Source organism: Janthinobacterium sp. LM6 (assembly GCF_002002885.1).
Lineage (GTDB): Bacteria > Pseudomonadota > Gammaproteobacteria > Burkholderiales > Burkholderiaceae_D > Janthinobacterium > Janthinobacterium kumbetense.
Genome location: NZ_CP019510.1, coordinates 42,536 through 67,324, shown reverse-complemented (window position 1 = coordinate 67,324; position 24,789 = coordinate 42,536). Strand labels below are relative to the sequence as shown.

The following is a 24,789-nucleotide window of genomic DNA, read 5'->3' as shown; positions in this document are numbered from 1 at the left end:
GCCAGGCGTACGCTGCGCACGCCAATTTTTTCTTTAAATGCCATTGTAACAATTACTCCGTAGTAGTTTTAATAACGACAAGCAGTACACGAGCACCGCTCTGGCCATCGGGTAGATGGCCAGCGGTGCTCGTGTACGGTAGGCGGAACCACGTCGGTGGGAGGTGGAAGACTACTTAGCGCAATATTGTTATAAATGCACTTTTGACTTGTCGAGGCGAACATTATGTCGTCTCAGCAAGAAAAAATGCATATCAACCGTGTCGGATTTGGCAATAAATTATGGATACAGAAGAATATTTAATTTAATTGTTAAATTGCAGTTTTATATTTAATAATATCGGTGTTTTTAAAAATGATCAATGGCGTTTTTTTACAACATAAAATTATTGTATTGGCAATTTGATGTTTTACCTGCAATAATTCGACGAATTCTGTGGTTTTGCAGAATTTGTGAAAGGCAAAAAAACATAAAAAAAGCCCGTTGAAAACGGGCTGGTCGAATTGTGACAGAGTGTCAGTCAGGCCGCGTGCCGGTCTGCTTTTACGCCCTGTCCTGCCATCGGCTTACAAGGGCTGGAACACGCCGGCGGCGCGGTTCTTTTGCACATTGTCCCAGGCGAAGATCTGGCCATTCATGGCCACGTACACGCCGGCTGGCAGGGTTTGCGCCACGCCGCAGGCAAAGCCCAGGTTGAACAGGGCGTCGGAGTTGTCGATTTCGTAGGGAATCATGGCGCCCGTCAAAATGACCGTTTGCTGCAGGTTCGCCGCGCCCAGCACCTGCGCCGTTTCGCGCATGGTGTCGGTGCCGTGGATGATGACGATGGCTTTTTCCTGTGCCGCGCGGCACGAGGCCAGCACGCGCTGGCGGTCCGCATCCTGCATGTCGAGCGAATCGAGCAGGGGCAATTGCTCCAGCGCCACGGGCGCCGTCATGCGCGCGCGGGCAATCGCTGCCGGCAAATGACTGTCGGAAAAGCCCAGGGTACCGTTCAATTCGTTGTAGTGTTTGTCGAAAGTGCCGCCAGTGGCGAGTATGCGCAAAGTCATGATGTGGTCACGATGTCAGTGGAGAATGACGCGCATGATAGCGTGGATTGGCAGCGTTGCGTGAATGCTGCCGCAGATGGGCCAGCGTGCCTGCCGCCCCGCTGCCGCGCCGCATCTGGAAAATTTGGCCATCTGTGAGTACACTGGTTTCTTTGTTTGCCTGCCACCCCGACTCCGTATGAAAGCGCTCGCTCCCGGCACCGTCATTTTTCACCGCCACCGCGGTTACGGGGTGATCACGTCCGTCAATTTGCTGACGGGCTGGATCGCCGCCCGTTTCGGCAGCGAAGCGCGGACCCTGGACCTGAACCTGTCGACCGACGACGTGCAGTTTGCCGATGGCGAAGCGATCTTGTTTCGGCGCGCGCCGCCGGACCGCATGCCGCACGCGCGCCTGATGGCCATGGTGCGCGAATTGCACCAGGCCGGCTATCAAAAACTGTATCTGTATTCCTGGCCGAAACCGTCCGGCCTGCACTGGCGCTGGCATTTGTTTACGGGACCGCGCGACTGGATGCAGCGGCCCTGGCGCGAAGGCTGGTACGGTTCGGGCGCCGATTACAACGTCAACCCGGTGATGGGCTGGGGCGACACGCCGGGCGCCACCACGGGCGAGCTGATCGATGCCCTGGCCCGTTTCGACCCGCAGGGCCTGGCGCAGGCGCTGGGACGCGACGACGACCATAGCGACTGGTTTGGCCGCGTCTGCGATGCTTTATTGCCCGATTACATGTACAGCCTGGACATGCAGCGCACGCCAGGCGAACCCTTGCCCGACATGCCGCCCGTGCCGGTCGTTGCCGTGCGTGCCGGCGTGGCGCCGTACGCCGGAGCGGACATCGCCTGGCCGCCCGGCTGGGCCGGCCTGTGGCGCGGCCGGCACGTGCTGCCCGCGCCCGCCATCCGCATCACGGGCGAGCCGGACTTGTTGAAGGGCTTTCAGCGTTCCTGAGGAGCTTGCCGCGCATGCGCCAGCGCCTCGGGATTGAGCAGGCGCGTGCATTGACCTTGCGCAAAATCAACGATGTTTTGCAAGGCGTAGCGGAAATACAGTTCATAGCTGTCACGCTCGACGTAGCCCAGGTGCGGCGTGGCCAGCACGTTTGGCAGCAGCAGCAATGGCGAGCCTGGCGGCAGCGGCTCGTCCGTAAATACGTCCAGCGCGGCGGTGCCCGGGCGACCCTGCGGCAGCGCCGCTTCCAGCGCGCCCTCGGCCACCAGCTCGGCGCGGCTCGTGTTGACGAACAGCGACGTCGGCTTCATGCGCGCCAGGTCCTCGGCTGTTACCAGGCCACGCGTCGCATCGGACAGGCGCAGGTGCAGGGTCAAGACGTCGGCCTGTTCAAAGAACGCTTCCCGCGACGTGGCCGCCGTATCGCCGGCCGCCACGGCCGCCGCGCGGCTCGCTTCGCTGCCCCACACGAGGATGGTCATGCCGAAGGCGCGGCCATAGCCGGCGATCAATTGCCCGATCTTGCCGTAGCCCCAGATCGCCAGGGTGCGCCCTTTCAATACCGTGCCGAGCGTATTGCGCGCAGGTTCCAGCGACGACGTCTGCCACAGCCCTTCTTGTAAATGTTGCGCGTACGGCACGATCTTGCGCTGCGCCGCCATGATCAGCGCCCACGTCAGTTCGGCCGGCGCCGTGGGCGAGCCGATGCCTTCCGCGATGGCGATGCCCAGCTCGGTGGCGGCCGGCACGTCGATGTGCCCGCTGACCTTGCCCGTTTGCGAAATCAGTTTCAGGTTCGGCAGTTTCGACAGCAAGGCGCGGTTGAAGCTGCTGCGTTCGCGGATCAGCACCAGCGCGTCGTATGGCGCCAGGCGGATCGCCAGCTGGCCCAGGCCCCGCGCCGTGTTGCTGAACACCTTGACCTCGTGGCCATCGAGCAACTGGAAGCAATCGAGGCCGCGCACGGCATCCTGGTAATCATCGAGTATGGCAATTTTCATGGTGGATGGCCGATTTTAGTGAGGATTTGGTAGGGAAATAACAGGATACGGGAAATGCTGAATAGCCTACTACATTAGTCAAGCTATTCTCCTACATTTTTGCGAGAATAGCCGTTAGGCGGGTGTACAATCGCCGGCACTTTTAAAGCTTCCTGATTATAGTTATAGCGCAAACTGTTCCTGCAGCCTGGGTGCATGATCCAGGTAAACGACGCCAGAGCCCTGCCCGCGTGAGTACACCGCCCGCAGTGAGCCGCAGCCACCTCTCAACGATGCTGCCTGTCTTGCCGGAATGACCAGAATTTCTTTTATTGGTATTGGAGGTAATATGAATCAGCCCGTCATGGGTGGCGTCGCCGCACTCAATGTCCCAGCTTATATTAAACAACAGAAACTGATCAACTGGGTGGCCGACATTGCCGCGCTGACCAAGCCGGACCGCATCTACTGGTGCGATGGCTCGCAAGAAGAGTACGAGCGCCTGTGCGCTGAAATGGTTGCCAGCGGCACCATGAAAAAACTGAACGCCGAAAAGCGTCCGAATTCCTACCTGGCCTGCTCCGATCCGAGCGATGTGGCCCGCGTCGAAGACCGCACGTATATCTGCTCGGCAACAAAAGAAGCGGCAGGCCCGACGAATAACTGGACCGAGCCCGGCGAAATGCGCCGCACCCTGAACGGCCTGTTCGATGGCTGCATGCGCGGCCGCACCATGTACGTCGTGCCCTTCTCGATGGGCCCGCTGGGCTCGCCGATCGCGCACATCGGCGTGGAACTGTCCGATTCGCCATATGTCGCCGTCAACATGAAGATCATGACCCGCATGGGCCGTGCCGTGTACGACGTGCTGGGCACCGATGGCGAATTCGTGCCGTGCGTGCACAGCGTGGGCGCGCCGCTGGCCACCGGCCAGGCCGACGTGAAATGGCCGTGCAACAGCACCAAATATATCGTGCATTTCCCGGAAACGCGCGAAATCTGGTCTTTCGGTTCGGGCTACGGCGGCAACGCCTTGCTGGGCAAGAAATGTTTCGCCCTGCGCATCGCCTCGAACATGGGCTACCAGGAAGCGCAAGCATCGGACAACAACCCGGGCTGGCTGGCCGAACACATGCTGATCCTCGGCGTGGAATCGCCGGAAGGCAAGAAGCATTACGTCGCGGCAGCGTTCCCGTCCGCTTGCGGCAAGACCAACTTCGCCATGCTGATCCCGCCAGCAAGTTTTAACGGCTGGAAAGTGACGACCATCGGCGACGATATCGCCTGGATCAAGCCGGGCGCCGACGGCCGTTTGTACGCCATCAACCCGGAAGCCGGTTATTTTGGCGTGGCGCCGGGCACCAACGAAAAAACCAATTACAACTGCATGGCGTCCATGCGCGACAACACGATCTTCACCAATGTGGCGCTGACGGACGACGGCGACGTCTGGTGGGAAGGCTTGACGAAAGAAGCACCAAGCCACCTGATCGACTGGCAGGGCAAGGACTGGACGCCGGCGTCCGGCACCAAGGCGGCGCATCCGAACGCGCGCTTCACGGTTGCGGCAACGCAAAACCCCGTGATCGACGCAGCCTGGGACGATCCGGCCGGCGTGCCGATCTCGGCTTTCATCTTTGGCGGCCGCCGCTCGACCACCGTGCCGCTGGTCACCGAAGCGCGCAACTGGGTCGAAGGCGTCTACATGGCTGCCACCATGGGCTCGGAAACGACGGCCGCTGCCGTGGGCCAGATGGGCGTCGTGCGCCGCGATCCATTTGCCATGTTGCCGTTTATCGGCTATAACATGAGCGATTACTTCCAGCACTGGCTGGACATGGGCGTCAAGGTGGGCAAGGTCAACCCGGCTGCCCTGCCGAAGATCTATTGCGTCAACTGGTTCCGTACGGACGAGGCTGGCAAATTCGTCTGGCCTGGCTTTGGCGACAACATGCGCGTGCTCAAGTGGATGCTGGAGCGTATCGAAGGCAAGGCGGGCGGCGTGGAAAACCTGTTCGGCACGACGCCGCAGTATGGCGACCTGAACTGGGATGGCTTGCCATTCACGCAAGAACAGTTCGACACCATCACCTCGATCGACAAGGCCGCGTGGGTGGAAGAATTGAAATTGCATACGGAGTTGTTTGAAAAACTCGCGTATCATCTGCCGCAGGAATTGGCAGGTCACAAGGCGGCGCTGGAAAAGCGGCTGAGTGCGTAAGTGAGCGTAAAGCGGCGCCTGACAAGCTTGTCAGGTGTTAAGAGTTGTAGTGGGGGGGAGAAACACGCCGGCAAAGACTGGCGTGCGATAAATGACACGCCGGCAATGACTGGGGTGCTAGCAAAAAGAGAAACGGCGCGGATTGCATGAGCAATCCGCGCCGTTTTTTATTGCGCTGGCGTCATTACTGCTTGAGCAGCGGCCCCAGGTATTTACCCGTCACGCTGGCCGGATTCAGGGCCACGTCTTCCGGCGTGCCCGTGGCGATGATCTGTCCGCCGCCGGCGCCCCCTTCGGGGCCCAGGTCGACGATCCAGTCGGCCGTCTTGATGACGTCCAGGTTGTGCTCGATGATGACGAGGGTGTTGCCCTGGTCGCGCAGGCGGTGGATGACTTTCAGCAGCAAGTCGATGTCGTGGAAGTGCAAGCCCGTCGTCGGTTCATCGAGGATGTACAGGGTGCGGCCCGTGTCGCGCTTGGACAGTTCCAGCGACAGTTTCACGCGCTGCGCCTCGCCGCCGGACAGGGTGGTGGCGCTTTGCCCCAGCTTGATGTAGCCGAGGCCCACGTCGAGCAGGGTTTGCAGCTTGCGCGCGATCAAGGGGACCGGCTTGAAGAATTCATGCGCCTCTTCCACCGTCATGCCCAGCACTTCCGTGATGTTCTTGCCCTTGTATTGCACTTCCAGCGTTTCGCGGTTGTAGCGCTTGCCGTGGCACACATCGCATGGCACGTAGACGTCGGGCAAGAAATGCATCTCGACCTTGATCACGCCATCGCCCTGGCACGCTTCGCAGCGTCCGCCCTTCACGTTGAACGAGAAGCGTCCCGCGCTGTAGCCGCGTTCCTTGGCCGTCGGCACGGTGGAGAACAGGTCGCGGATCGGCGTAAACAAGCCCGTATACGTGGCGGGATTCGAGCGCGGCGTGCGGCCGATCGGCGCCTGGTCGACGGAAATGACCTTGTCGAAGTGTTCCAGGCCGCTGATCGAGTCGTGCGGCGCCGGTTCCGTCTGCGAACCATACAAATGGCGCGACAGGGCCGGATACAAGGTATCGTTGACGAGCGACGACTTGCCCGAGCCGGACACGCCCGTGACGCACGTCATCAAGCCCACCGGCAAGCTCAGCGAAACCTTTTTCAGGTTGTTGCCCGTTGCGCCAGTAATGAGCAACTGCTTTTCGGGATTGCTGGCGTGGCGCTTGGCCGGCACGGCGATTTTCAGCTTGCCGTTCAGGTACTGCGCCGTCAGCGATTTCTTGTTCTTCAAGATCTCGGGCAGGGTGCCTTCGGCGATGATTTCGCCGCCGTGCACGCCCGCGCCGATGCCCATGTCGACGATATAGTCGGCCGTGCGGATGGCGTCTTCGTCATGCTCGACCACCAGCACGCTGTTGCCGATGTCGCGCAAGTGTTTTAAGGTTTCGATCAAGCGGTCATTATCGCGCTGATGCAAGCCGATCGACGGTTCATCGAGCACATACATGACGCCCGTCAAACCGGAGCCGATCTGCGACGCCAGGCGGATGCGTTGTGCTTCGCCGCCGGACAGCGTGTCGGCGCTGCGGTCCAGCGACAGGTAATCGAGGCCCACATTGTTGAGGAATTTCAGGCGAGAAATGATTTCCTTGACCACGCGGTCGGCGATCTCTTTCTTGGCGCCCGTCAGTTTCAGCTTTTCAAAGAATTCCAGCGTCTCGCGCAGCGGTTTTTCCGCCACTTCATAGATGGCCCGCTGCTGCTTGCCCGTGCCGACCTTGACGAAGCGCGCTTCCACGCGCAGGCGCGCGCCATCGCATGAGGGGCAGCATTTTTCATTGATGAACTTGGCCAGCTCTTCCTTGACGGCCATCGAGTCCGTTTCCCGGTAGCGGCGCTGCAGATTGTTGACCACGCCTTCGAACGTGTGTTCCTTGATGACGGTGCGGCCCCGTTCGTTGACATAGGTAAACGGAATCACTTGCTTGCCGGAACCGTACAGCACGGCTTGCTGGGCATTCAGTGCCAGCTGTTCGAACGGCATGTCCAGGTCGAACTCGTAATACGCGGCCAGGTTCGACAGCATCTGGAAGTAAAACTGGTTGCGGCGATCCCAGCCCTTGACGGCGCCCGAGGCCAGCGACAGGTTCGGGAACGCGACGATGCGTTTCGGGTCAAAGAATTCAATGTGTCCCAGGCCGTCGCATTCGGGGCAGGCGCCCATGGGGTTGTTGAACGAGAACAGCCGCGGTTCCAGTTCCTGCAGGGAATAACCGCACACATTGCAGGCGAACTTGTTCGAGTACACATGTTCCTGGGCGGTATCCATTTCATAGGCAATGGCGCGGCCGTCGGCCAGGCGCAGGGCCGTCTCGAAACTTTCTGCCAGGCGTTGCTTGATGTCCTGGTTCACCTTGACGCGGTCGATGACGACGTCGATCGTGTGCTTTTCCGTTTTCTTTAATTTCGGGAGGTCATCAACTTCATAGATTTTCGCTGCATGCGTGCCGCTCTGCACGCGAAAACGCACGAAGCCTTGCGCCTGCATCTGCTCGAACAGGTCGACGTGTTCGCCCTTGCGGTTGGCGACGACGGGCGCCAGGATCATCAGCTTGGTGTCTTCCGGCATGGCCAGCACGGCGTCGACCATTTGCGAGACGGACTGGGCGGCCAGCGCGTTTTCCGGGTGGTCGGGGCAGTAGGGCGTGCCGACGCGCGCATACAGCAGGCGCAAATAATCGTGGATTTCCGTCACGGTGCCCACCGTCGAGCGCGGGTTGTGCGACGTTGCCTTCTGTTCGATGGAGATGGCGGGAGATAATCCCTCGATCAGGTCGACATCCGGTTTTTCCATCAGCTGCAGGAACTGGCGCGCATACGCCGACAGCGACTCGACATAGCGGCGCTGGCCTTCCGCGTACAGGGTGTCGAAGGCCAGCGAAGACTTGCCGGAGCCGGACAAGCCGGTAATCACGATCAGCTTATTGCGCGGCAAATCGAGATTGATATTCTTGAGGTTATGCGTGCGAGCGCCGCGAATGCGGATCTGTTCCATGTGATTGCCTTGCTTTCAGTGAGTGGTGCGGCCGGCGCATCGGGCCAGGGTGCGGATGAAAGGCCACAACGGGTCAACCTGTTACTATAGCCGGGTTTTGCTCTGCATGCCTGAGGCAGCCACGGGCGGATTGCGCCGCCAGGCGAACGTGCCCTGACAAAGTTTGATACAGATGCGTGCAGACGTTTAAACACTGTATATAATACCAGTATTCAAGTTTCTTGTTTTCACCTGCCGTGAAAAAAACGTGCTGCCGCACGGGAGAGGGCGTCCGCCAGAAAGCGGGTGCTTTGCGCCGCGTGGTCGCTTATAATCCTCGTTTAGCACACTAAACTAACGCGCGGGACACCGGCTCCCGCTGCAGTTCATCAGGAGTTATTCATGGCATCAGTCAACAAAGTCATCATCGTCGGCAATCTGGGCCGTGACCCGGAAATCCGCTACATGCCTAGCGGCGACGCGATCGCCAACATCGCCGTGGCCACTTCGTACAAATCGAAGGACCGCAACACGGGCGAACAAAAAGAATTGACAGAGTGGCACCGTATCTCGTTCTTCGGCCGCCTGGCGGAAATCGTCGGCCAATACCTGAAAAAAGGTTCGTCCGTCTACGTCGAAGGCCGCCTGCAAACCCGTAAATACACGGACAAGGACGGCGTCGAGAAGTACGCAACCGACATCATCGCGGAACAGATGCAAATGCTGGGCGGCCGTTCCGGCATGGGCGGCGACGCCGGCGGTGGCGATGACAGCTACGGCGGTGGCGGCGGCTACGAAGCCCCGGCCCCGCGCCAGGCACCGGCCCCGCGTCCGGCACCAGCCCCGGCGCCACGTCCGGCACCGAAGCCGGCACCGAACTTCTCGGATATGGATGACGATATTCCGTTCTAAGACGCACTACGGCTCATTGCTGCATAACGCCTCGCACATCCTTGATTTGCGAGGCGTTTTTTATTTGTTGTTACGGGTGTCTTTTAGGTGCTACGGGCGTTCAGCTCAAGCAGATAACCGCTCTCTTCCTTGATATATGTTGGTCATCGCCATCATGACTCCCCCTATAATTTAATCACTGCTCTCAGCACTCCATCTGCCATGCCACACCAGAATCGGGAGAAAATGGTGGCTATTTCGACCAAAGCGCCCCTGGTTGTCGATCTTGACGGAACGCTGACGCCAACCGATACCCTGCTGGAATCCGTCATCAAGGCGGTGCAGCAATCCCCGCTCAATTTGCTCCGCCTGCCGTTCTGGCTCATGCGAGGGCGGGCGGGCTTCAAGGAAGCCATTGCGGCGCATGCCGGCATCTTGGGTGAGCACCTCCCTTACCGCGAGTCCCTGCTGGACTACCTGCGCGAGGAAAAGCGCAAGGGCCGCATGATTGTCCTGGCGACGGCGGCCCACCATTCGATTGCCCGCAACGTGGCCGGGCACCTGGGTCTGTTCGACAAGGTGCTGGCGACGCAGGCCGGTTGCAACCTCAAGGGCAAGGCCAAGCTGCAAGCGATCCGGGAGCAGGTCGGGCCATGCTTTGTCTATGCCGGCGACAGCAAGGCAGATATCCCCATCTGGCAAGCCGCCGAGGCGGCGGTGCTGGTGGATGTCGCCTGGCGTACGGGCCAAACCGTGCGGCGGCACGTCCCGGTCGAACGCGAATTTCCGGACGAGAGCGGCGGGCCTGGCGTGTGGATGAAAGCCCTGCGTGTCCACCAGTGGTTAAAGAATCTGCTGCTGTTCGTGCCCCTGCTGACGGCATTCTCCTTCCTCGACCTGGGCAAGATGAGCACCATGGCCGTGGCCTTCATGGCGTTCTCCTTGGCCGCCTCCGCCACCTACATGGTCAACGACCTGTGGGACCTGGAAAGCGACAGGGCGCACCCCCGCAAGCGGCTTCGCCCTTTTGCCAGTGGCCGCCTGCCGATTCTGAAGGGCCTGGTCGTGGCTGCGGGGGCCCTGCTCCTGGCCCTCGTTCTGGCCTGGTCCGTGTCGAATGCCTTCCTCCTGATGCTCCTGCTTTACCTCGTGCTGACCAGCGCGTATAGCTGGGTGCTCAAGGAATACGTGCTGATTGACGTGCTCATGCTGTCACTGCTGTATACCTTGCGCATCCTGGCCGGTTCCGTTGCCATTGGTACTACCACCAGTTCCTGGTTGCTGGCTTTCTCGGTCTTCATGTTCCTCAGCCTCGCCCTCGTGAAGCGCTGTGCGGAGTTGGTCACGCTGGAAGGAAATGGCAAGGCTGCCACGCGTGGACGGGATTACCGGGTGAGCGACCTGGCCGTGTTGTGGCCCCTGGGGGGCGGGGCGGCCCTCTCTGCCGTGGTGGTGTTCGGGCTGTTCATCAGTGCGCCGGAAACGCAGGGGCGCTACGGCACCCCGCAGATGCTGTGGCTGGTTGCCCTGGGATTGATTTACTGGCTTGCGCGCCTGTGGGTGAAAACATCGCGAGGTGAAATGCACGATGACCCGGTGATCTACGCCCTCAAGGACCACGGCAGCCGCATGACCGTCTGCGCCATGGTGGCCGTCATGCTGGGGGCGCATTTTCTGGTGTTGGGTACTTACCCATGAACACGTTCTGCATTGCCATCCTGAGCATCGCGCTATCCGTCATGGCGCAGTTTTCATTGAAGACCGGCATGTCCGGTGACGGGGTGCAGGCGATGATGGCGCAGCCCAAGTCCTTCATGACCCTCATGCATATCCTCACGGACAAGTATGTGCTGGGGGGATTCCTCCTGTATGGCCTGGGAGCGGTGGCCTGGCTAGGCGTGCTGTCGCAATGGGAAGTGAGCAAGGCCTATCCTCTGGCAGGCCTGGGATTCGTGCTCACCCTGCCAATCGCCTGCCTGCTGGGAGAACAGGTCAGCCTGCCCCGTGTGATGGGCGTGGCGCTGATTTGTGCGGGGGTGTTTTTGGTGGGGAGGAGTTGATGAATGACAAGCATGATGCCCAGCAACAGCGAGATTGGCTGTGGCTGGCAATCGTCGCAGGCATCGGCCTCGCCCTGAGGGCGGCGGTGATTGCGGGCTACCAGCATGTGCCGGAAGGCGATGAACTTGCCTACAGGAGCATGGCGCTCAACTTGCTTGGCGGGAATGGCATCGTCGACAGCATGGGCAACCGCGCGATGTATAACGTGGGCTATCCCCTGTTGATACTCGCGCCTGTCTTTTTTCTTTTTGGCGACGGCCTCCTGGCGGTTCGCCTGGTGAACATGTGCCTGGGAGGCGCGGCAATCGTGCTGTGCTACCTGGTGGCCAAAGAGGCTGGTGCAGGCCGGTCGGGGCGTCTCATCGCCGCGGCTGCCTGGGCGCTCTATCTGCCAAGCGGCATCTACGGGATCTATCTGGCGAAGGAAAACCTGATGATTCCCCTGATGCTGGGTGTCATGTGGTGTGCGCTGAGATTGGCACGCCAGCCCTCGAAGAGCGTGGCGATCGGGTGCGGGGCACTCTTCGGTCTGTTGGCACTGACGGGCAATGCCGCCTTGTCACTGCTGGCAGTCCTTGCATGGGCGTTGCTGCTGTCTCCCGCATCGACGGTTCGGCGGGCAAGCCTTGCCATGCTCGCGCTGTCCGTGGCGCTGGTGGTTTCCAGCCCATGGCTGCTCAGGAACATGCAAGTGATAGGCGCCCCTGTCTTGAACACCAATGGCGGCTTCAATCTGTATTTGGGCAACAATCCCGCCGCGACAGGCATGTTCATTTCCATCTCGGAAACACCACGCGGCCCCACCTGGGATGCCCTTCGGAAAACGGGGGAAGTCCAGGCTTCCGAGACCTTGAAACAGGAGGCTATTTCTTGGGCGAAGGCCCACCCGGCAGCGTTCCTGGCATTGGCAGCGAAAAAAGCGGCGTACTTCTGGACGCCTCCCCTGCATGAGGGAAAAGGAAACCAGTCGTCGGCAGAAAAGCTTGTGCGTCTGCTGTGGGCGATACAGTTCCTGCTCCTGATCGCCGGTGCTATGGGGACTGTGCTGATGCCAGGGCTCAGGAATCGGCAGGTCGCCATGCTCTGGCTGGCGCTTGCGTGCTACACGGGCGTTCACATGCTGTTTTACGTGATCTTCCGATACCGTGAGCCCACTATGCCGCTCCTGGCCGTGATGACGGGCCTGGTGCTGGAATCGCTCATGGCCGCCCGACGCCAGGCAGCGCAGCCGGCCAGATAAGACAGCGGCGGCGCTCCCGCATCTCATGGGTCCCTCGCAGTAACATGGGGAGCATGTGGTGGCGAACGCGCCTCTTGCGCTGTCATGGCCGGGGAGACTCAATTGCGCAGCCGCATCTCCAGGCTGTAGCTGGCCACCGCATTCCTGCGCGCCGCATTGCGCATCAAATACACTTGCACCGTGTACTCGCCATCGGCCGGCAGTGTTGCCTCATAACTGTTGCCGCCGTTCGAGCCGATGAACAGGGCGTCCTGTTGCCCGGCTTGACGGAGGTTGAAATAATTCGACGGTTGATTGGTCTTGAGCTTGACGCCGAGAATCTGGCCCGCCTTGCCTGCCAGCGTGTATTCGGCCGTGGCATAGCCCTTGATCTTGCCTTTCACGCTGAGCGCAGCCTTGCCTGCCGTCAGCTCTACTGTTTCCTTGTGGACGGCATCGGCGCTCCAGGCGGGGGTGGTCAAAACGAGGGCCGCCAGCAGCAGGCTGGCGCGGATGGGCAGGTGACGATGCGGCATAGGCAATTCCCCTTGAACGTGGTGCCGGCGCACTCGCCGACGATACCGTCCATCTTACGCCAGGCTTTGCGTTTTGCCTGTACCGCAGTGCCATCCGCATTTCCATCGCATGGTGCGGATTACGCTTCTCTTCAAGCCCCGGTTTGAATAAAACAAAATTCAAATATTCTTATGATATTTCCGCATAAGGAGAATAATCGCTTTGCCATTGTTTATTTAATCAATAAAGTTATTTTGGCAATTGTTTGTGCGATGGTATATTGTTTGCAATGTTTCTCTGAGTAAATTTTATCGGAGGGCTGCATCGCATGCAATTCATGCATGCGATGAATACGAATCTGATGGAAGACATGCTATTTACCGATATCGTGTTTTCTGCAGACGTGGCGCATGGACATTTTCCATGTTGATGTAATTACTGGAGTAAGAATGCAAGTTTTATCGGAAATGGAAATTCAAGACATCTCGGGCGGTCGTGCATTTTGTTCGGATAGCATGTCGTCGAGCGAATATACCGCCACGGCAGGTTTCTGGGGCGGTATCGGCGGTGTCGGCGCGGGCTTTGCCACCGTGCCGGGCGGCCAGGCGCTCGGTGGCGGCATCATGATTGGCGCGGGCGTGATGTATGCCTATAATTCCTATTGTTCGGCATAAGCGGACAGGTCATGGCGGGTTGAACATGCCCGCTTGATGGTTTTTATACCGCTGATCGTAATGTGGCCGCAATATGCTGTGCGTATATTGCGGCTATTGGTGCGCAGAAAATGTCACTGGCTCAATTGAAGAAAAATCTTGCAATGCATATAGCTGTCGATTCATCAGGTTCACAATGGCTGGTTCTGGAGCGCATATTCGGCAAGGAAAAGGGATGGCTGCTTGCATCGCTGGCGAATTTTCAAAAAAGAAAATATCTATTTCTCTTGTGCGATGTATTGGCATTGATTTCCATCCTGATCGGACTGGCGTGGACTTTGTATCCAGGACGTATTTTTCTGCAATCTTTTCCAATCAGCATAGTGTTGTTGCTACTGGCCGGAAAAGGGTTGCGTTTTAAAACGGCCGCCGTGCCGCCCGTGGCCGGCCGGGAACGACTGGATATCTTTTTAAAAATCCATCTGGGGCTCTTGTTCCTTGCCATGGTGTTCTGTGTAGTACAGGTGGGCTGTGCGCTGCGGCAGATTTATTTGCTGGCCTGAAAAAATTTCCCATCCGCCGTAAAAAACAGGCCGCGCTGTCGGTGACGGCGTGGCCTGTTTGCGTTGGATCAAGCGCCTTGAAGCAAGCCTTAATTGACAGTGACTTCCTTGCGGTTATCGCGCGAGACCCGGTCGATCATCTTGTTGTACGGATCGACACCCACTTCAAATGGTTTTTCCTTCACCGTGATCGTGACCACAGGGTCGCTGCCCGACAACATGCGCTTGTCGGTAAACAAGACTCTTTCGTCCTTCTCCCCGGCGCCCGGCGCGCGCGCGAAGATGGCGATCTCCACCGGTTCGTCGTAGGCGCGCGGGCTTTCCTTGCCCTTGCCGTCGGACTCCAGCTTGGCCAGGTGCAGTTGCATGGTGACATCCCACTGGCCATCCGCGCGCTTGACGGCGGTCGCTTGCGTGACGCGGTTATCGTAGAACACGATTTTCTCGAACAGGTCCGTGATCAGGGCCTGCTTGTCCTGCGCTGCTTCGGCGCGGATATAGGCCAGCAATTCCGACGACGTGGTGAACGGCGCCTGCTGGTAACCCTTGTCCTGCAGATAGCGTTTCAGGGCACGGTTAAGGGCGGCTTCGCCGATCTCGTCGCGCAGGCGGTAGAACACCAGGCTGCCCTTGTTGTAGTGGATGTATTGCTGTCCCTCCACGCGCGCCAGCGGCAATTCCTCGATGGCTTCGCCGCCGCGTCCGCTCAGGTAGCGGTCCAGTTCATAGCGCAGGAAGCGGCGCATCTTGTCGCGTCCGTATTCCTTTTCCATCACCATCAGCGCCGAGTACTGCGCCAGTGATTCCATCAGCATGCTGGCGCCCTGCACATTGGCGCCGATCACCTGGTGGCCCCACCACTGGTGCGCCATTTCATGCGCCGTGACGTAGAACACATAGTCGATGTCTTCCTTGTTGCGCAGGTCGGCGATGAAGCCGATGCCTTCCGAATACGGAATCGTATTGGCAAACGACTGGGCGAAGCTCTGGTAGCCGGGGAACTCGAGGATGCGCACCTGCTTGTGCTGGTAGGGCGTAAACTCGGTGCTGTAATAGTCGAGCGACTTTTGCACGGAAGTGATCATGCGCTGCGTATTGTAGCCATGCTTTTTATCGAAATAAATTTCGATCGGCACGCCGTGCCACTCGCCTTTGTTGACTTCCCAGCGCGCCGACAGGTAGGCAAAGAACGGCAGCATCGGCTGGTCCATCTTGTAGCGGTAATAGCGGCGGCCATCCTTTTCCCAGCTGCCTTGCAGATAGCCGGGCGCCAGGGCGATTTGCTCGCCGCTGGTGGACACCGTCGTGTCGAAATGGATCCAGTCGGCATCGCCGCCCAGCACCGTGTTGCCATACGCGGACGTGTCTTCCAGCTTGGCCATGCGCTGCGGTTCGCCCAGGCCCCGCTTGCGGCGTTCATTGCGGTCAAGCAATTCCATTTCCTTCGCATAGCCGAAGTGGGGGAAATAAGCCTGGTTGTTGAAGAAGCTGCCGTTCAGGTTGACCTGGTCCGGCGCGCCGCTGTTGGTGAAACCCTGGTGCGTGACGGCCACCGTGAAGTCCAGCGGCAGGGTGGCGCCGGGCGCCAGCGCTTGCGCCAGCTTGAGGATGCTGAAACCGAGCTTCTTGTCGTCGAGTGCGACCTTGTGCGCCGGCAAGTTCAACCACGTCGTCTTCAGTTGCGGGTCGAGCTGGATGCGCAGGGTATCGAGCGGCTGCGCCGTCTTGTTTTGCAGCACATAATGACCCTTGATCAAGACTTTACGTTGCTCAGGATAAATATCCACATCGGCCTGGACTTCCGTGATCTTCGGCTGGGGCAAGTGCTGGTAGCGCTGGTACAGTTTTTCGTAGCGCGCCTGCTTGTCCATGCCGATGTTCGACGTCTCGTACTTGTTCAGCACGTTGGTGTTGTAGAAGATCCAGCCGCCCGTGCCCGCCCAGCACAGCAGCACCACGGCCAGCGCGGTGCCTGCACGGCCCTGCAGGCGCTGGCGGGCCAGGCCCACGCGCGCGCGCCAGCCGTTCGGCAGGCCGCGCACCCAGCATGCCTGCGCCAGCATGACGAGGGCCACGGTAAACAGGCTCCAGTACAGCGCGAACCAGGCCCAGCCAGCCAGGAAGTGGCCATAGCCATTCATGTCCGAATACGGGATGGCCGGCGTGCCGCCAAAGGCGTACAGATTGTGTTCGAAGTGCAGCATGCCCTGCACGGCTTGCGCCACCATCAGCAGGATCACCAGCAGGTAGCCGATGAACTTGTTATTCGACAGCACTTGCAGGGTGAGGGCGCACAAGCCCATCAGCACGAAGAAGAGGGCGCCCAGCAGGGTGCCTTTCAGGTACAGCCCCAGTTCCACGGGCGCGCCGCCCTTGACGAGCTGGAAGCCGACGGCCGTGAGGACGCCCGCCAGCAGGTAGCCGGCGATGACGCCGACCAGGGCCGTGCATTTGGCCAGCAGGGGGACCCAGTCGGGCACGGGCATGGCGTCGCTGACGTCGGCGATCCGCGCTTGCCGTTCCTTGAAGATCAGTTCGCCCGCATAGAAGGTGACGATGATGATCAGGAGGAAACTGAAGCTGTTGCTAATCTGCTGCAACAGCAAATGTGTCATCGGGTACACGGCCGTGCCATACATGTTCTTGCCGACATTGGCGGCAGCGATCAGGTTGATCATGCCGAACAGCAGCATGACGAGGAAGGGCAGGCTCTTGAAGACGCCGACGGCATCGAAGCGCAGGATTTGCCACCATTGGCGCCAGGCCGTCGCGGCCGTCAAGGTGGGGATGCTGCGCGGCAGGTCCCGCGGCGCCGTGACGGCGGGGCCGCTCGTTTCGGCCTTGTGCTTGCCGAACAGGCGTTTTCCCGTCCCCGTGCGCTGCGGCTTGAACAGGATCACGGTGGCGGCGAACAGCAGCGCCGTAATACCCAGCCACAGCAGGCGGTTGGCCAGCAGGAAGCCGGCAAACGGCGGCAGCCCCGCGTTCGCTTCGGCGGACGTGAAGTAGCGCGTCATGCGGCCCAGGGCGCGCATGCCGAACGGGTCGAGCAGGACGGCGATCCATTCGTTGTTGATGTCGCGCGTAAAGGCGCCGGCCGTGCCCCACAGCACGAAAAAGCCCAGCACGCCCACGTAGACGAGCATCATCGAGCGCGTGGTGGCCGCCAGCAGCATCAGCAGGGCGCCGATGAAGAGCAGGTTCGGAATCACCATCACGGCGAAGCTCCACGCGTACGCCTGCAGCGGGAACGCGCCCACGCGCTGCGCATCGACCCAGGGCATGAGGGGGCCGAGCATGGTGCCGAAGGCGATGCAGGCGAAGATGACCAGGCAGGCGGCAAAGCCGGCGGCGAAGCGGCCGAACAGGTAGTCCCATTTACGCATGGGCGTGGCGAACAGCATGTCGGCCATGCCCACTTCGCTGTCGCGCAGCACGGCGCCGGCGATGAAGATGGTGATGAGCAACATCGACAGCAGGCTGAACATCGTCAGCAGCTGCGCCACCACGGTGGGCGCATTGCGGTTGATGTTGCCGATGGCGCCGCCGATCTGGATCGAATCGCTGCTGCTGGCGCCAAAGGCCAGCAAGGCCAGGATGACGGCAAATACCCACAGCAGCGGCTGTTTCAGCTGATAGCCGAGGTCAAACTTGAAAAATTCCTTCCACATGGCGCGCTCCTTACGCCGCGACGGCGGACGGTGCTGCAGCGGGAACGGCGGCGCCGTTGCGGGCAGCGTTGCGCACATGCAGGAAGTACACGTCTTCCAGGTCCGGGGCGATCTGCACGAAGCCGCTGTCGGGCTGGCTGTCGGCATACACATTGATTTGCGGCTTGCCGCCCACCAGGCGCGTCGACAGCACATTGTGCGACTGCTGGTACTGCGCCAGCTCGTCCATGCCGACGCTGCGGCGCCACACCTTGCCGAGCAGGGTGTCGATGGCCGCCTGCGGCTCGCCTTGCACCAGCACTTGCCCCTTGACGATCATGGCCATGCGCGGGCACAGGTCCGTCACGTCGTCGACGATGTGGGTCGACAGGATCACCACCACCTGCTCGCCGATCTTCGCCAGCAGGTTCAGGAAGCGGTTGCGTTCATCCGGGTCCAGGCCGGCGGTCGGCTCATCGACGATCACCAGGCGCGGCGCGCCCAGCAGCGCCTGGGCGATGCCGAAGCGCTGGCGCATGCCGCCCGAATACGTGCCCAGGTTGCGCTTGCGCGCTTCCCACAGATTGGTTTGCTGCAACAGGGCTTCCACGGCGTCCTTGCGCGGCCCCTTCTCCGTCAAGCCTTTCAGGACGGCAAAGTGGTTGAGCAGGGTTTCCGCGCTGACCTTCGGATACACGCCGAAATCCTGCGGCAGATAGCCGAGCTGGCGGCGCAGGCCGGCCTTGTCCCGCAGCACATCGACGCCATCGAAATGGATGCTGCCGCTATCAGGATCTTGCAATGTCGCAATGGTGCGCATCAGCGAGGACTTGCCCGCGCCATTCGGCCCCAGCAAGCCGAACATTCCGTTGGGAATCTCCAGGCTGACATTGTTGATGGCCTTGACGCCATTCGCATACGTTTTGTTCAGCTGTTTGATCGATAGCATGTGCAGCACTCTCCAGAGCTTGGGTATGAAAGCCGGCAGATGCGTGTCTGCCGGTCTGTGGAAGGGGATCGCCCTTGTTTTTCGTCAACCGCGATGGCGGATGTTACTTAAAAATAATAATATATAAGCAATCGGAAGAAAATTAATGCTTTTGCGACCAAGGGAGGAAATGCAGGCATGAAATGCGGGAGGGCGGGGATGAGTGGCGGTGATAAGATCGCAGACTGGATCGACGCCATCGTGCGGGAAAGTTCTTCATGCATGCAATAAACAAGGTCATCGCGTTGCGTCCCATTGCCCCGGGCGAAGAGGGGGCATTGGCGCAGCTGTTTCAACTGTACTGTTATGACAATTCCGCCTGGAGCGGCGAGGCCCTGCTGGCCGATGGCCGCTATGATGTGTGCGACGAAGGACTGGCGTCGTATGTGCATGCGGCCGGCCACACGGCCAGCTGGATCGAGGTCGATGGCGAACTGGCCGGCTTTTTCCTCACGGAACCTGGCATGGCAGGCGGGCTGCCGGTGCAGGAGTTCAGCGACTTTTTTATCCTGAAGAAATACCGGCGCCGGGGCGTGGCGCTGGAAGTGGTACGCAGGGTGCTGCTGGACAGCGCGCAGACGTGGCTGGTGGCGACGTTTCGCGACGATGCCGCTGCCTGCGCGTTCTGGCGCCATGCGTTTGCACGCCTGCCGTTTGCCAGGGTCGAGGCGTATGACGACCCTGCCTTGCCGCAGTTCCAGCTGACTTTGCTGAAACCGGCGGCTTGAGCGTTTAGAAGCGCACTTTCACATACGCCGACGGCCCTGTCAGGCGCACGTTCAGGTCGGCATCGCGTTCGCTGTCGCGGTGCAGCTTGATTTTCGAAATGCCGTAGTCGGCCACGAAACCGATATTTTTGAACGGAAACCATTCCACGCCGATATTGCCGCCGTAGATGTGGCCGTTGATGCGTCCGCCGTTTTTCTTGATGCCCGACGCTTCCGCATACATGCGCAAGTCCGGCGTAAACGCGTGGCGCCAGCCCACTTCCAGCAGCGGCGCGAACGCGTGCTCGCCGATGGAATCGCGCGCCGTGGCCGTCTCGCCATTGACGATGCCGGTGGCCGTGCCGTTCAGGCTGGCATGGTAGTAGGCGGCGCCCAGGCCGATGCCGAAGGTGTCGTTGCCGCTGCCCAGCCACCATTTATAGGCCAGCTTGGCCAGGTCCAGTTTTAAATCGGCATTCGCCGTGGCCGTGCCCGTGACGGGCTGACCATTGATGATGGTGTCGCCTGTCAGGCTTGGCGTGTAGGATTTGTCGTAGCGGTAGTAGTCGAATGCCAGGCCATGGCGGTCGCCGATCAGCAAGTCCGCCTTGATGCGGGGGATGGTCGTGTGGCTTTGCTTCGATTCGGGCGCATCGATGCGGCCAAACTGCGTGTCGGCGCCGATATTGATGCGCGGATCGGCGGAAAACGCCCCCACCGAGATACTGACGCGATCCAGCGCGGGCGATGGTTCCGCCCGCGCCGTGGCAGCCGCCGTGGCAATGCCCAGCACGCCCAGCATCATGGCGCCGCGCAAGGCGAGGTGGTGCGGGCGTGGCGGGGTCAGGCGGGCGGGAACGGGCGTGGCAAACATGGGGCTACTCCTCAAGATAAAGTGAAAAACTGCCGCGGCTTCGGGGCGGCTGGCGTTATGCGGTAATGCAATGAGGAAATGGTAGCAACTGTGACATTTAGATCACGTAGCCGCACGGCGCAAATTCCCGTCGGATTTGTCCTACCGTGTGTAAGAGCTGGTACACCTGCCGGCCTTGCCTGCAAGGGGGAACGCGGGCAGAATGGTGTGTACGAGGAGGAGACACCGCATGAAAATTGCCGCCATTTCCGATATTCACGGCAACCTCGATGCGCTCGAGGCCGTGCTGGCCGACATCGCCCTGCGTGGCGTGGACATGATCGTCAACCTCGGCGATATCGTTTCGGGCCATCTGCAGCCGCGCGCCACGGCGGCGCGCCTGATGGGGCTGGATTTGCCCACCATCCGCGGCAATCACGAGCGGCAATTGTTCGGCGACCCGGCCCGCATGGGCGTGTCGGACGCCTTTGCGCGCGCGCAACTGCTGCCTGAACAACTCGCGTGGATCAATGCGCTGCCTGCCACCTTGCGCTTGCGCAAGGATGTGCTGCTCGTGCACGGCACGCCGCAAAGCGATCTCGTGTATTTTCTCGACAGCGTCACGCCGCAAGGCAGCCGCGCCGCCTCGCCGGACGAGGTGGCCGAACGCGCCGGGACGACGGATGCGGCCTTGATCCTGTGCGGCCACACGCACATGCCGCGCCAGGTGCGCTTGCCCGATGGCCGGCTGGTCGTCAATCCGGGCAGCGTGGGCTTGCAAGCCTACGACGACGACCATGGTTATCCGCACGTGATGGAAAACGGCACGCCGCATGCGCGCTATGCCATCGCCGAACAGGGCGCCGATGGTGCCTGGACGGCGCAGTTGCACGCCGTCGCATATGACTGGGAAAAGGCGGCCCGGCTGGCGCTGGCGAACGGGCGGCCCGACTGGGTCACGCCCTTGCGCACGGGCCGGGTCGGCTGATCAGCGGAACTCTTCGGCCACCAGGTTGTACTTCTGCATCTTGTGGTACAAGGTTTGCTTCGGCAAGCCGAGCACTGCGCTCACTTCGCTGACGTTGCCGGAATATGCGCGCAGTTCCTGTTCGATCAGTGCGCGTTCGAAGCCGTTGACCTGCTCCGCCAGCGACAGCGGGCTGGCCAGTCCGGCCGCCAGCAGGCTCGAGGCGCCGCCGGCGATACCCAGCACGAAGCGGTCGGCGATATTGCGCAGCTCGCGCACATTGCCGGGCCAGGAGTGGGCCATCAGGTTGCGCATCTGCGCGCTGGAGACGACGGGCGCGGCGCGGTTGTAGCGGGCGGCGGCGGCCAGCACGAAGTGTTCGAACAGGATGGGAATGTCCTCGCGCCGTTCGCGCAGCGGCGGCAGATGCAGCACGATCAGATTCAGGCGGTAGTACAGGTCGCTGCGGAATTTCTGTTGCTGCGACAAGTCTTCCAGGTCCAGCTTGGCCGCCGCGATGACGCGCACGTCGACGGGCGTGGGCACGTTCGAGCCCAGGCGCTCGATATAGCGTTCCTGCAGCACGCGCAGCAATTTGACTTGCAGGGACAGGGGCAGCGATTCGATTTCGTCGAGGAAAAACGTGCCTTGATCCGCGTGCTCGATCTTGCCCACCTGGCGCTTGGCCGCGCCCGTAAACGCGCCCGGTTCGTGGCCGAACACTTCGCTTTCGAATATGCTTTCGGGAATCGCGCCGCAGTTGACGGCAACGAAGTTGTGCTTGCGGCGGTGGCTGAAGTCATGCAGGCAGCGGGCCACCATTTCCTTGCCCGTGCCCGTGTCGCCATAGATCAGCACGTCGGCCGGTTCGTCGGCAACGTCGAGTATCAGGCGCCGTATGTCGCGCATCGCCACCGAATTGCCTAATAAACGCGCTTCGATGCCGCCGCCGTCCTCGAGCTGGCGGCGCAGGCTGTGCACTTCCAGGGTCAGGCGCCGCGTTTCCAGCGCGCGCAGGATCACGTCGACCAGTTGCTCGGACGAATACGGCTTTTCGATGAAATCGTAGGCGCCCGTGCGCATGGCGTGCACGGCCATCGTGATGTCGCCGTGGCCCGTGACGAGGATCACGGGCAGGTTGGCGTCGAGCGTCTTGACCGCTTGCAGCAATTCCAGGCCGCTCATGCCGGGCAGGCGCACGTCGCTGACGACGATGCCGGGGAAATCCGGCGTCAGCAGTTTATAGGCCAGCTCGGCCGAGTGAAACGCCAACACGTCCAGGCCGGCCAGCTGCAGTGCCTGCTCGCTGCCTTCGCGTACGGTGGGGTCGTCCTCGACCAGCAAGACCTTCAAGCCGTCAAACATGTTTTTCCTCCTGCGTTGCAATCTGTAGTTCGATGGTGAAGACGGCGCCGCCGCCGGGGGCGTTTTCGGCGCGCAGCACGCCGCCGAACTGGCGCGTGATCTGTTCGGAAATGGCCAGCCCCAGTCCCAGTCCCAGTCCTTGCGGTTTTGTTGTGAAGAACGGTTCGAACAGGTGTTCGCACACTTCCGTCGACAGGCCCGGTCCCGTGTCGGCCACGTGGATCAGCACGTGCTCCGGCGTGCATTCGACGGCCACGCGCAGGCTGCGCACGTCGCTGCCGTTCATGGCGTCGAGCGCGTTGGCGTACAGGTTCACCAGCACCTGTTCCAGGCGGTTGCTTTCGCACATGGCGAAGATGTCTTCGGGCGGCAGTTGCAAAGTAAAACGCACATTTTCCACCTGCAGCCGGCGTTCGACGAGGAACAGGGCGTTGCTGATCGCCGTGGGGATCGAGACGGAGGTCAGGCTGGTGGTCGACTTGCGCGCAAAAATCTTCAATTGGCCCGTAATGGTCCCCATCCTGGCCGCAATTTGCGAGATCTTCGCCAGGTTGCGCCGCGCGTCGTCGAGCCGTCCGCGTTCCAGCAGGATGACGGCATTGTCGGACATGGTGCGCAGCGCCGTCAGCGGCTGGTTGAGTTCATGCGTGATGCTGGCGGACATTTGCCCCAGCACGGCCATCTTGCCAGCTTGAAACAGTTCGTTTTGCGTGATGTGGAGTTTTTGCTCGGCCTTGCTGCGCACGTCGATTTCCTGGCTCAGGCTTTGCGTCATGGCATTGAGTTCCGACGTGCGTTCCTCGACCATGGCTTCCAGGTTGTCGTACGCATGTTGCAGATCTTCGCGGGCGCGCAATTTTTGCGCCACGGCCGCGCGGCGCTGGCGCAGGTAAAAGAACAGCAGCATGAAAAAGCCCAGCAGCACGCAGGAGAAGGCGGCTGCGGCGCGCGCGCTGGCCTTGGCCTGCGCCAGATCGGACAGATAAATGAACGTCCAGCCTTGCGGCGACTTGAGCTTGATCTGCGTCATGACGCTGGAGCTGATCTTCGGCGGCGTGTCGGCGTGTTCCTGTTCGCGCACGCTGATCACGCGCGCCCCATTGCCCAGTTGGCGGTCGGAAACGAAGGGGATGGCTGCCAGCTGCTTCGAATAATACTGGCGCGTGCGGTTGAGTTCTTCGACGATGGCGGGCGACAGCGGTGCCAGGGTTTTGTACTTCCAGTCCGCCATGGAACTGAGGAAGATCACGCCGTGCTCATCGGCCAGCATGACCTTGTCGGCGCCCTGCACCCAGCGTTTTTCCAGGGTTTCCAGGTTCACCTTCACCGTTGCCAGGCCCAGCATGTGGCCATTCTGGTAGATGCCGTGGGCAAAGAAGTAGCCGGGCTCAAGCCGCGTCGTGCCCACGCCATAAAAACGCCCCGGCGTGCCGCGCAGCGCATCCTGGGCGTAGGGACGGAATGAAATATTGTCGCCAATAAAGCTATCGGGCTGCTGCCAGTTGCTGGCGGCCCGCGTGTTGCCGTCGAGGTTGCTGATGAAGATGGTCGACGATTTCGCCTGGGCATTCATTTGCTCGAGGTAATGGTTGACCGTATCGACCAGCACCGGGTCTTCCGGATGCTGCAGCAGGCGGATGACGTCGCGGTTCAGCTCCAGCGTCTTGGGCAGGAAATCGTATTTTTCCAGTGCATTTTCCAGACTGCTGACATACACCTCGAGGCGCTGCGCGCCGCTGGCCTGCAGCTTGCCGATGGCGATGCGCTCGGTCCAGAAATACACGAGCCAGACGGTGGCCAGACAGGCGGCCAGCACCACGCCCCAGGCCAGCGTTTCGCGGCCCGACCGTTGCGACAGGCGCTGGCGCCAGGAAAGGGAGGGTTTCGTAGTACTGCTATTCATAAAATCAGCTGCCAACTTGCAAGAACCCACAGTATCGCATCTTGATGTGTCTCAACATAAAAAAAGCCGCCGGACATGCATCCGGCGGCCTGCGCATTTACGCATTTATTTCACGGACCTTTCGACGTCCGACAAAATCGTAGCGAGCGGCAGTGATTTGTGGCCGGCGATGCTCACCGTACTTTAGTACGGTGAGCATCGCCGGCCGCAAAGCGCGCCGCGCAGTAGATTTTGG

Annotated in this window: 19 protein-coding genes; 10 read left to right on the top strand and 9 right to left on the bottom strand. The window is 60.6% G+C overall.

All coding sequences use genetic code 11. The features are described 5' to 3' along the window. Positions 1-566 precede the first annotated feature (566 nt). A complete protein-coding gene (locus BZG29_RS00275) occupies positions 567-1,052 on the bottom strand; it encodes an asparaginase domain-containing protein (RefSeq protein WP_034781194.1) in 486 nt (161 codons plus the stop codon). Between the two features lie 178 nt (positions 1,053-1,230). Here BZG29_RS00275 and BZG29_RS00270 point away from each other — a divergent pair, with 178 nt between their 5' ends. Next, positions 1,231-2,004, top strand: a complete 774-nt coding sequence (locus tag BZG29_RS00270) for an L-asparaginase (protein ID WP_077398183.1) — start codon at positions 1,231-1,233, stop codon at positions 2,002-2,004. Here BZG29_RS00270 and BZG29_RS00265 read toward each other — a convergent pair. Next, positions 1,992-3,005, bottom strand: a complete 1,014-nt coding sequence (locus BZG29_RS00265) for a D-2-hydroxyacid dehydrogenase family protein (RefSeq protein WP_077398182.1) — start codon at positions 3,003-3,005, stop codon at positions 1,992-1,994. The two genes, BZG29_RS00270 and BZG29_RS00265, sit on opposite strands and share 13 nt — an antisense overlap. Before the next feature lie 328 nt (positions 3,006-3,333). Between BZG29_RS00265 and BZG29_RS00260 the strand changes: the two genes are divergently transcribed. Beyond that, positions 3,334-5,205: a phosphoenolpyruvate carboxykinase (GTP) gene (locus BZG29_RS00260; RefSeq protein WP_077398181.1), complete on the top strand. Its 1,872-nt coding sequence runs from the start codon at positions 3,334-3,336 to the stop codon at positions 5,203-5,205. 184 nt (positions 5,206-5,389) lie between these two features. On the opposite strand, the gene uvrA is transcribed toward BZG29_RS00260, so the two are convergent. Further along, positions 5,390-8,239, bottom strand: coding sequence for an excinuclease ABC subunit UvrA (gene uvrA / locus BZG29_RS00255; protein WP_077398180.1), 2,850 nt, complete (start codon positions 8,237-8,239; stop codon positions 5,390-5,392). Positions 8,240-8,620: 381 nt separating this feature from the next. On the opposite strand from uvrA, the gene ssb reads away from it, so the two are divergent. From ssb to BZG29_RS00235, 4 genes are all read left to right on the top strand, one after another. Next, positions 8,621-9,130, top strand: coding sequence for a single-stranded DNA-binding protein (gene ssb, locus BZG29_RS00250; RefSeq protein WP_034781209.1), 510 nt, complete (start codon positions 8,621-8,623; stop codon positions 9,128-9,130). A gap of 225 nt (positions 9,131-9,355) precedes the next feature. Beyond that, on the top strand, positions 9,356-10,807 hold the full coding sequence (locus BZG29_RS00245; RefSeq protein ID WP_077398179.1) for a UbiA family prenyltransferase: 1,452 nt from the start codon (positions 9,356-9,358) through the stop codon (positions 10,805-10,807). After that, the gene (locus BZG29_RS00240; RefSeq protein ID WP_077398178.1) at positions 10,804-11,169 is read left to right on the top strand and encodes a hypothetical protein; all 366 of its coding nucleotides are present in this window, start codon (positions 10,804-10,806) and stop codon (positions 11,167-11,169) included. The genes BZG29_RS00245 and BZG29_RS00240 overlap by 4 nt, the downstream gene beginning before the upstream one ends. Next, entirely contained in the window at positions 11,169-12,410 is a 1,242-nt protein-coding gene (locus BZG29_RS00235) for a glycosyltransferase family 39 protein (protein ID WP_077398177.1), read from the top strand. The genes BZG29_RS00240 and BZG29_RS00235 overlap by 1 nt, the downstream gene beginning before the upstream one ends. Positions 12,411-12,508: 98 nt before the next feature. Here BZG29_RS00235 and BZG29_RS00230 read toward each other — a convergent pair whose 3' ends face one another. After that, positions 12,509-12,925 (bottom strand): hypothetical protein, encoded by a 417-nt coding sequence (locus BZG29_RS00230; RefSeq protein WP_077398176.1) that lies wholly within the window; start codon positions 12,923-12,925, stop codon positions 12,509-12,511. A gap of 390 nt (positions 12,926-13,315) precedes the next feature. Between BZG29_RS00230 and BZG29_RS00225 the strand changes: the two genes are divergently transcribed. After that, entirely contained in the window at positions 13,316-13,579 is a 264-nt protein-coding gene (locus BZG29_RS00225) for a hypothetical protein (RefSeq protein WP_150130775.1), read from the top strand. Between the two features lie 110 nt (positions 13,580-13,689). Further along, positions 13,690-14,121 carry a hypothetical protein gene (locus tag BZG29_RS00220; RefSeq protein ID WP_150130774.1) on the top strand — a complete coding sequence of 144 codons (432 nt, stop codon included), beginning with the start codon at positions 13,690-13,692 and terminating at the stop codon, positions 14,119-14,121. Between the two features lie 89 nt (positions 14,122-14,210). Here the strand turns inward: BZG29_RS00220 and BZG29_RS00215 are convergent, their stop codons facing one another. Together BZG29_RS00215 and BZG29_RS00210 are read right to left on the bottom strand one after the other, a co-directional pair. Then, positions 14,211-17,792 carry a M1 family aminopeptidase gene (locus BZG29_RS00215; protein ID WP_077408894.1) on the bottom strand — a complete coding sequence of 1,194 codons (3,582 nt, stop codon included), beginning with the start codon at positions 17,790-17,792 and terminating at the stop codon, positions 14,211-14,213. 10 nt (positions 17,793-17,802) lie between these two features. Further along, on the bottom strand, positions 17,803-18,720 hold the full coding sequence (locus tag BZG29_RS00210; RefSeq protein ID WP_077398173.1) for an ABC transporter ATP-binding protein: 918 nt from the start codon (positions 18,718-18,720) through the stop codon (positions 17,803-17,805). 257 nt (positions 18,721-18,977) lie between these two features. Between BZG29_RS00210 and BZG29_RS00205 the strand changes: the two genes are divergently transcribed. Beyond that, positions 18,978-19,487: a GNAT family N-acetyltransferase gene (locus BZG29_RS00205; RefSeq protein WP_077398172.1), complete on the top strand. Its 510-nt coding sequence runs from the start codon at positions 18,978-18,980 to the stop codon at positions 19,485-19,487. Positions 19,488-19,491: 4 nt separating this feature from the next. Here the strand turns inward: BZG29_RS00205 and BZG29_RS00200 are convergent, their stop codons facing one another. Further along, complete coding sequence (locus BZG29_RS00200) at positions 19,492-20,340, bottom strand: hypothetical protein (RefSeq protein ID WP_077398171.1); 849 nt, start codon at positions 20,338-20,340, stop codon at positions 19,492-19,494. 229 nt (positions 20,341-20,569) lie between these two features. Between BZG29_RS00200 and BZG29_RS00195 the strand changes: the two genes are divergently transcribed. Then, entirely contained in the window at positions 20,570-21,307 is a 738-nt protein-coding gene (locus BZG29_RS00195; protein ID WP_077398170.1) for a metallophosphoesterase family protein, read from the top strand. Here BZG29_RS00195 and BZG29_RS00190 read toward each other — a convergent pair whose 3' ends face one another. Then, positions 21,308-22,651 carry a sigma-54 dependent transcriptional regulator gene (locus tag BZG29_RS00190; protein ID WP_077398169.1) on the bottom strand — a complete coding sequence of 448 codons (1,344 nt, stop codon included), beginning with the start codon at positions 22,649-22,651 and terminating at the stop codon, positions 21,308-21,310. Further along, the gene (locus BZG29_RS00185; RefSeq protein ID WP_077398168.1) at positions 22,644-24,554 is read right to left on the bottom strand and encodes an ATP-binding protein; all 1,911 of its coding nucleotides are present in this window, start codon (positions 24,552-24,554) and stop codon (positions 22,644-22,646) included. The genes BZG29_RS00190 and BZG29_RS00185 overlap by 8 nt, the downstream gene beginning before the upstream one ends. Positions 24,555-24,789 lie beyond the last annotated feature (235 nt).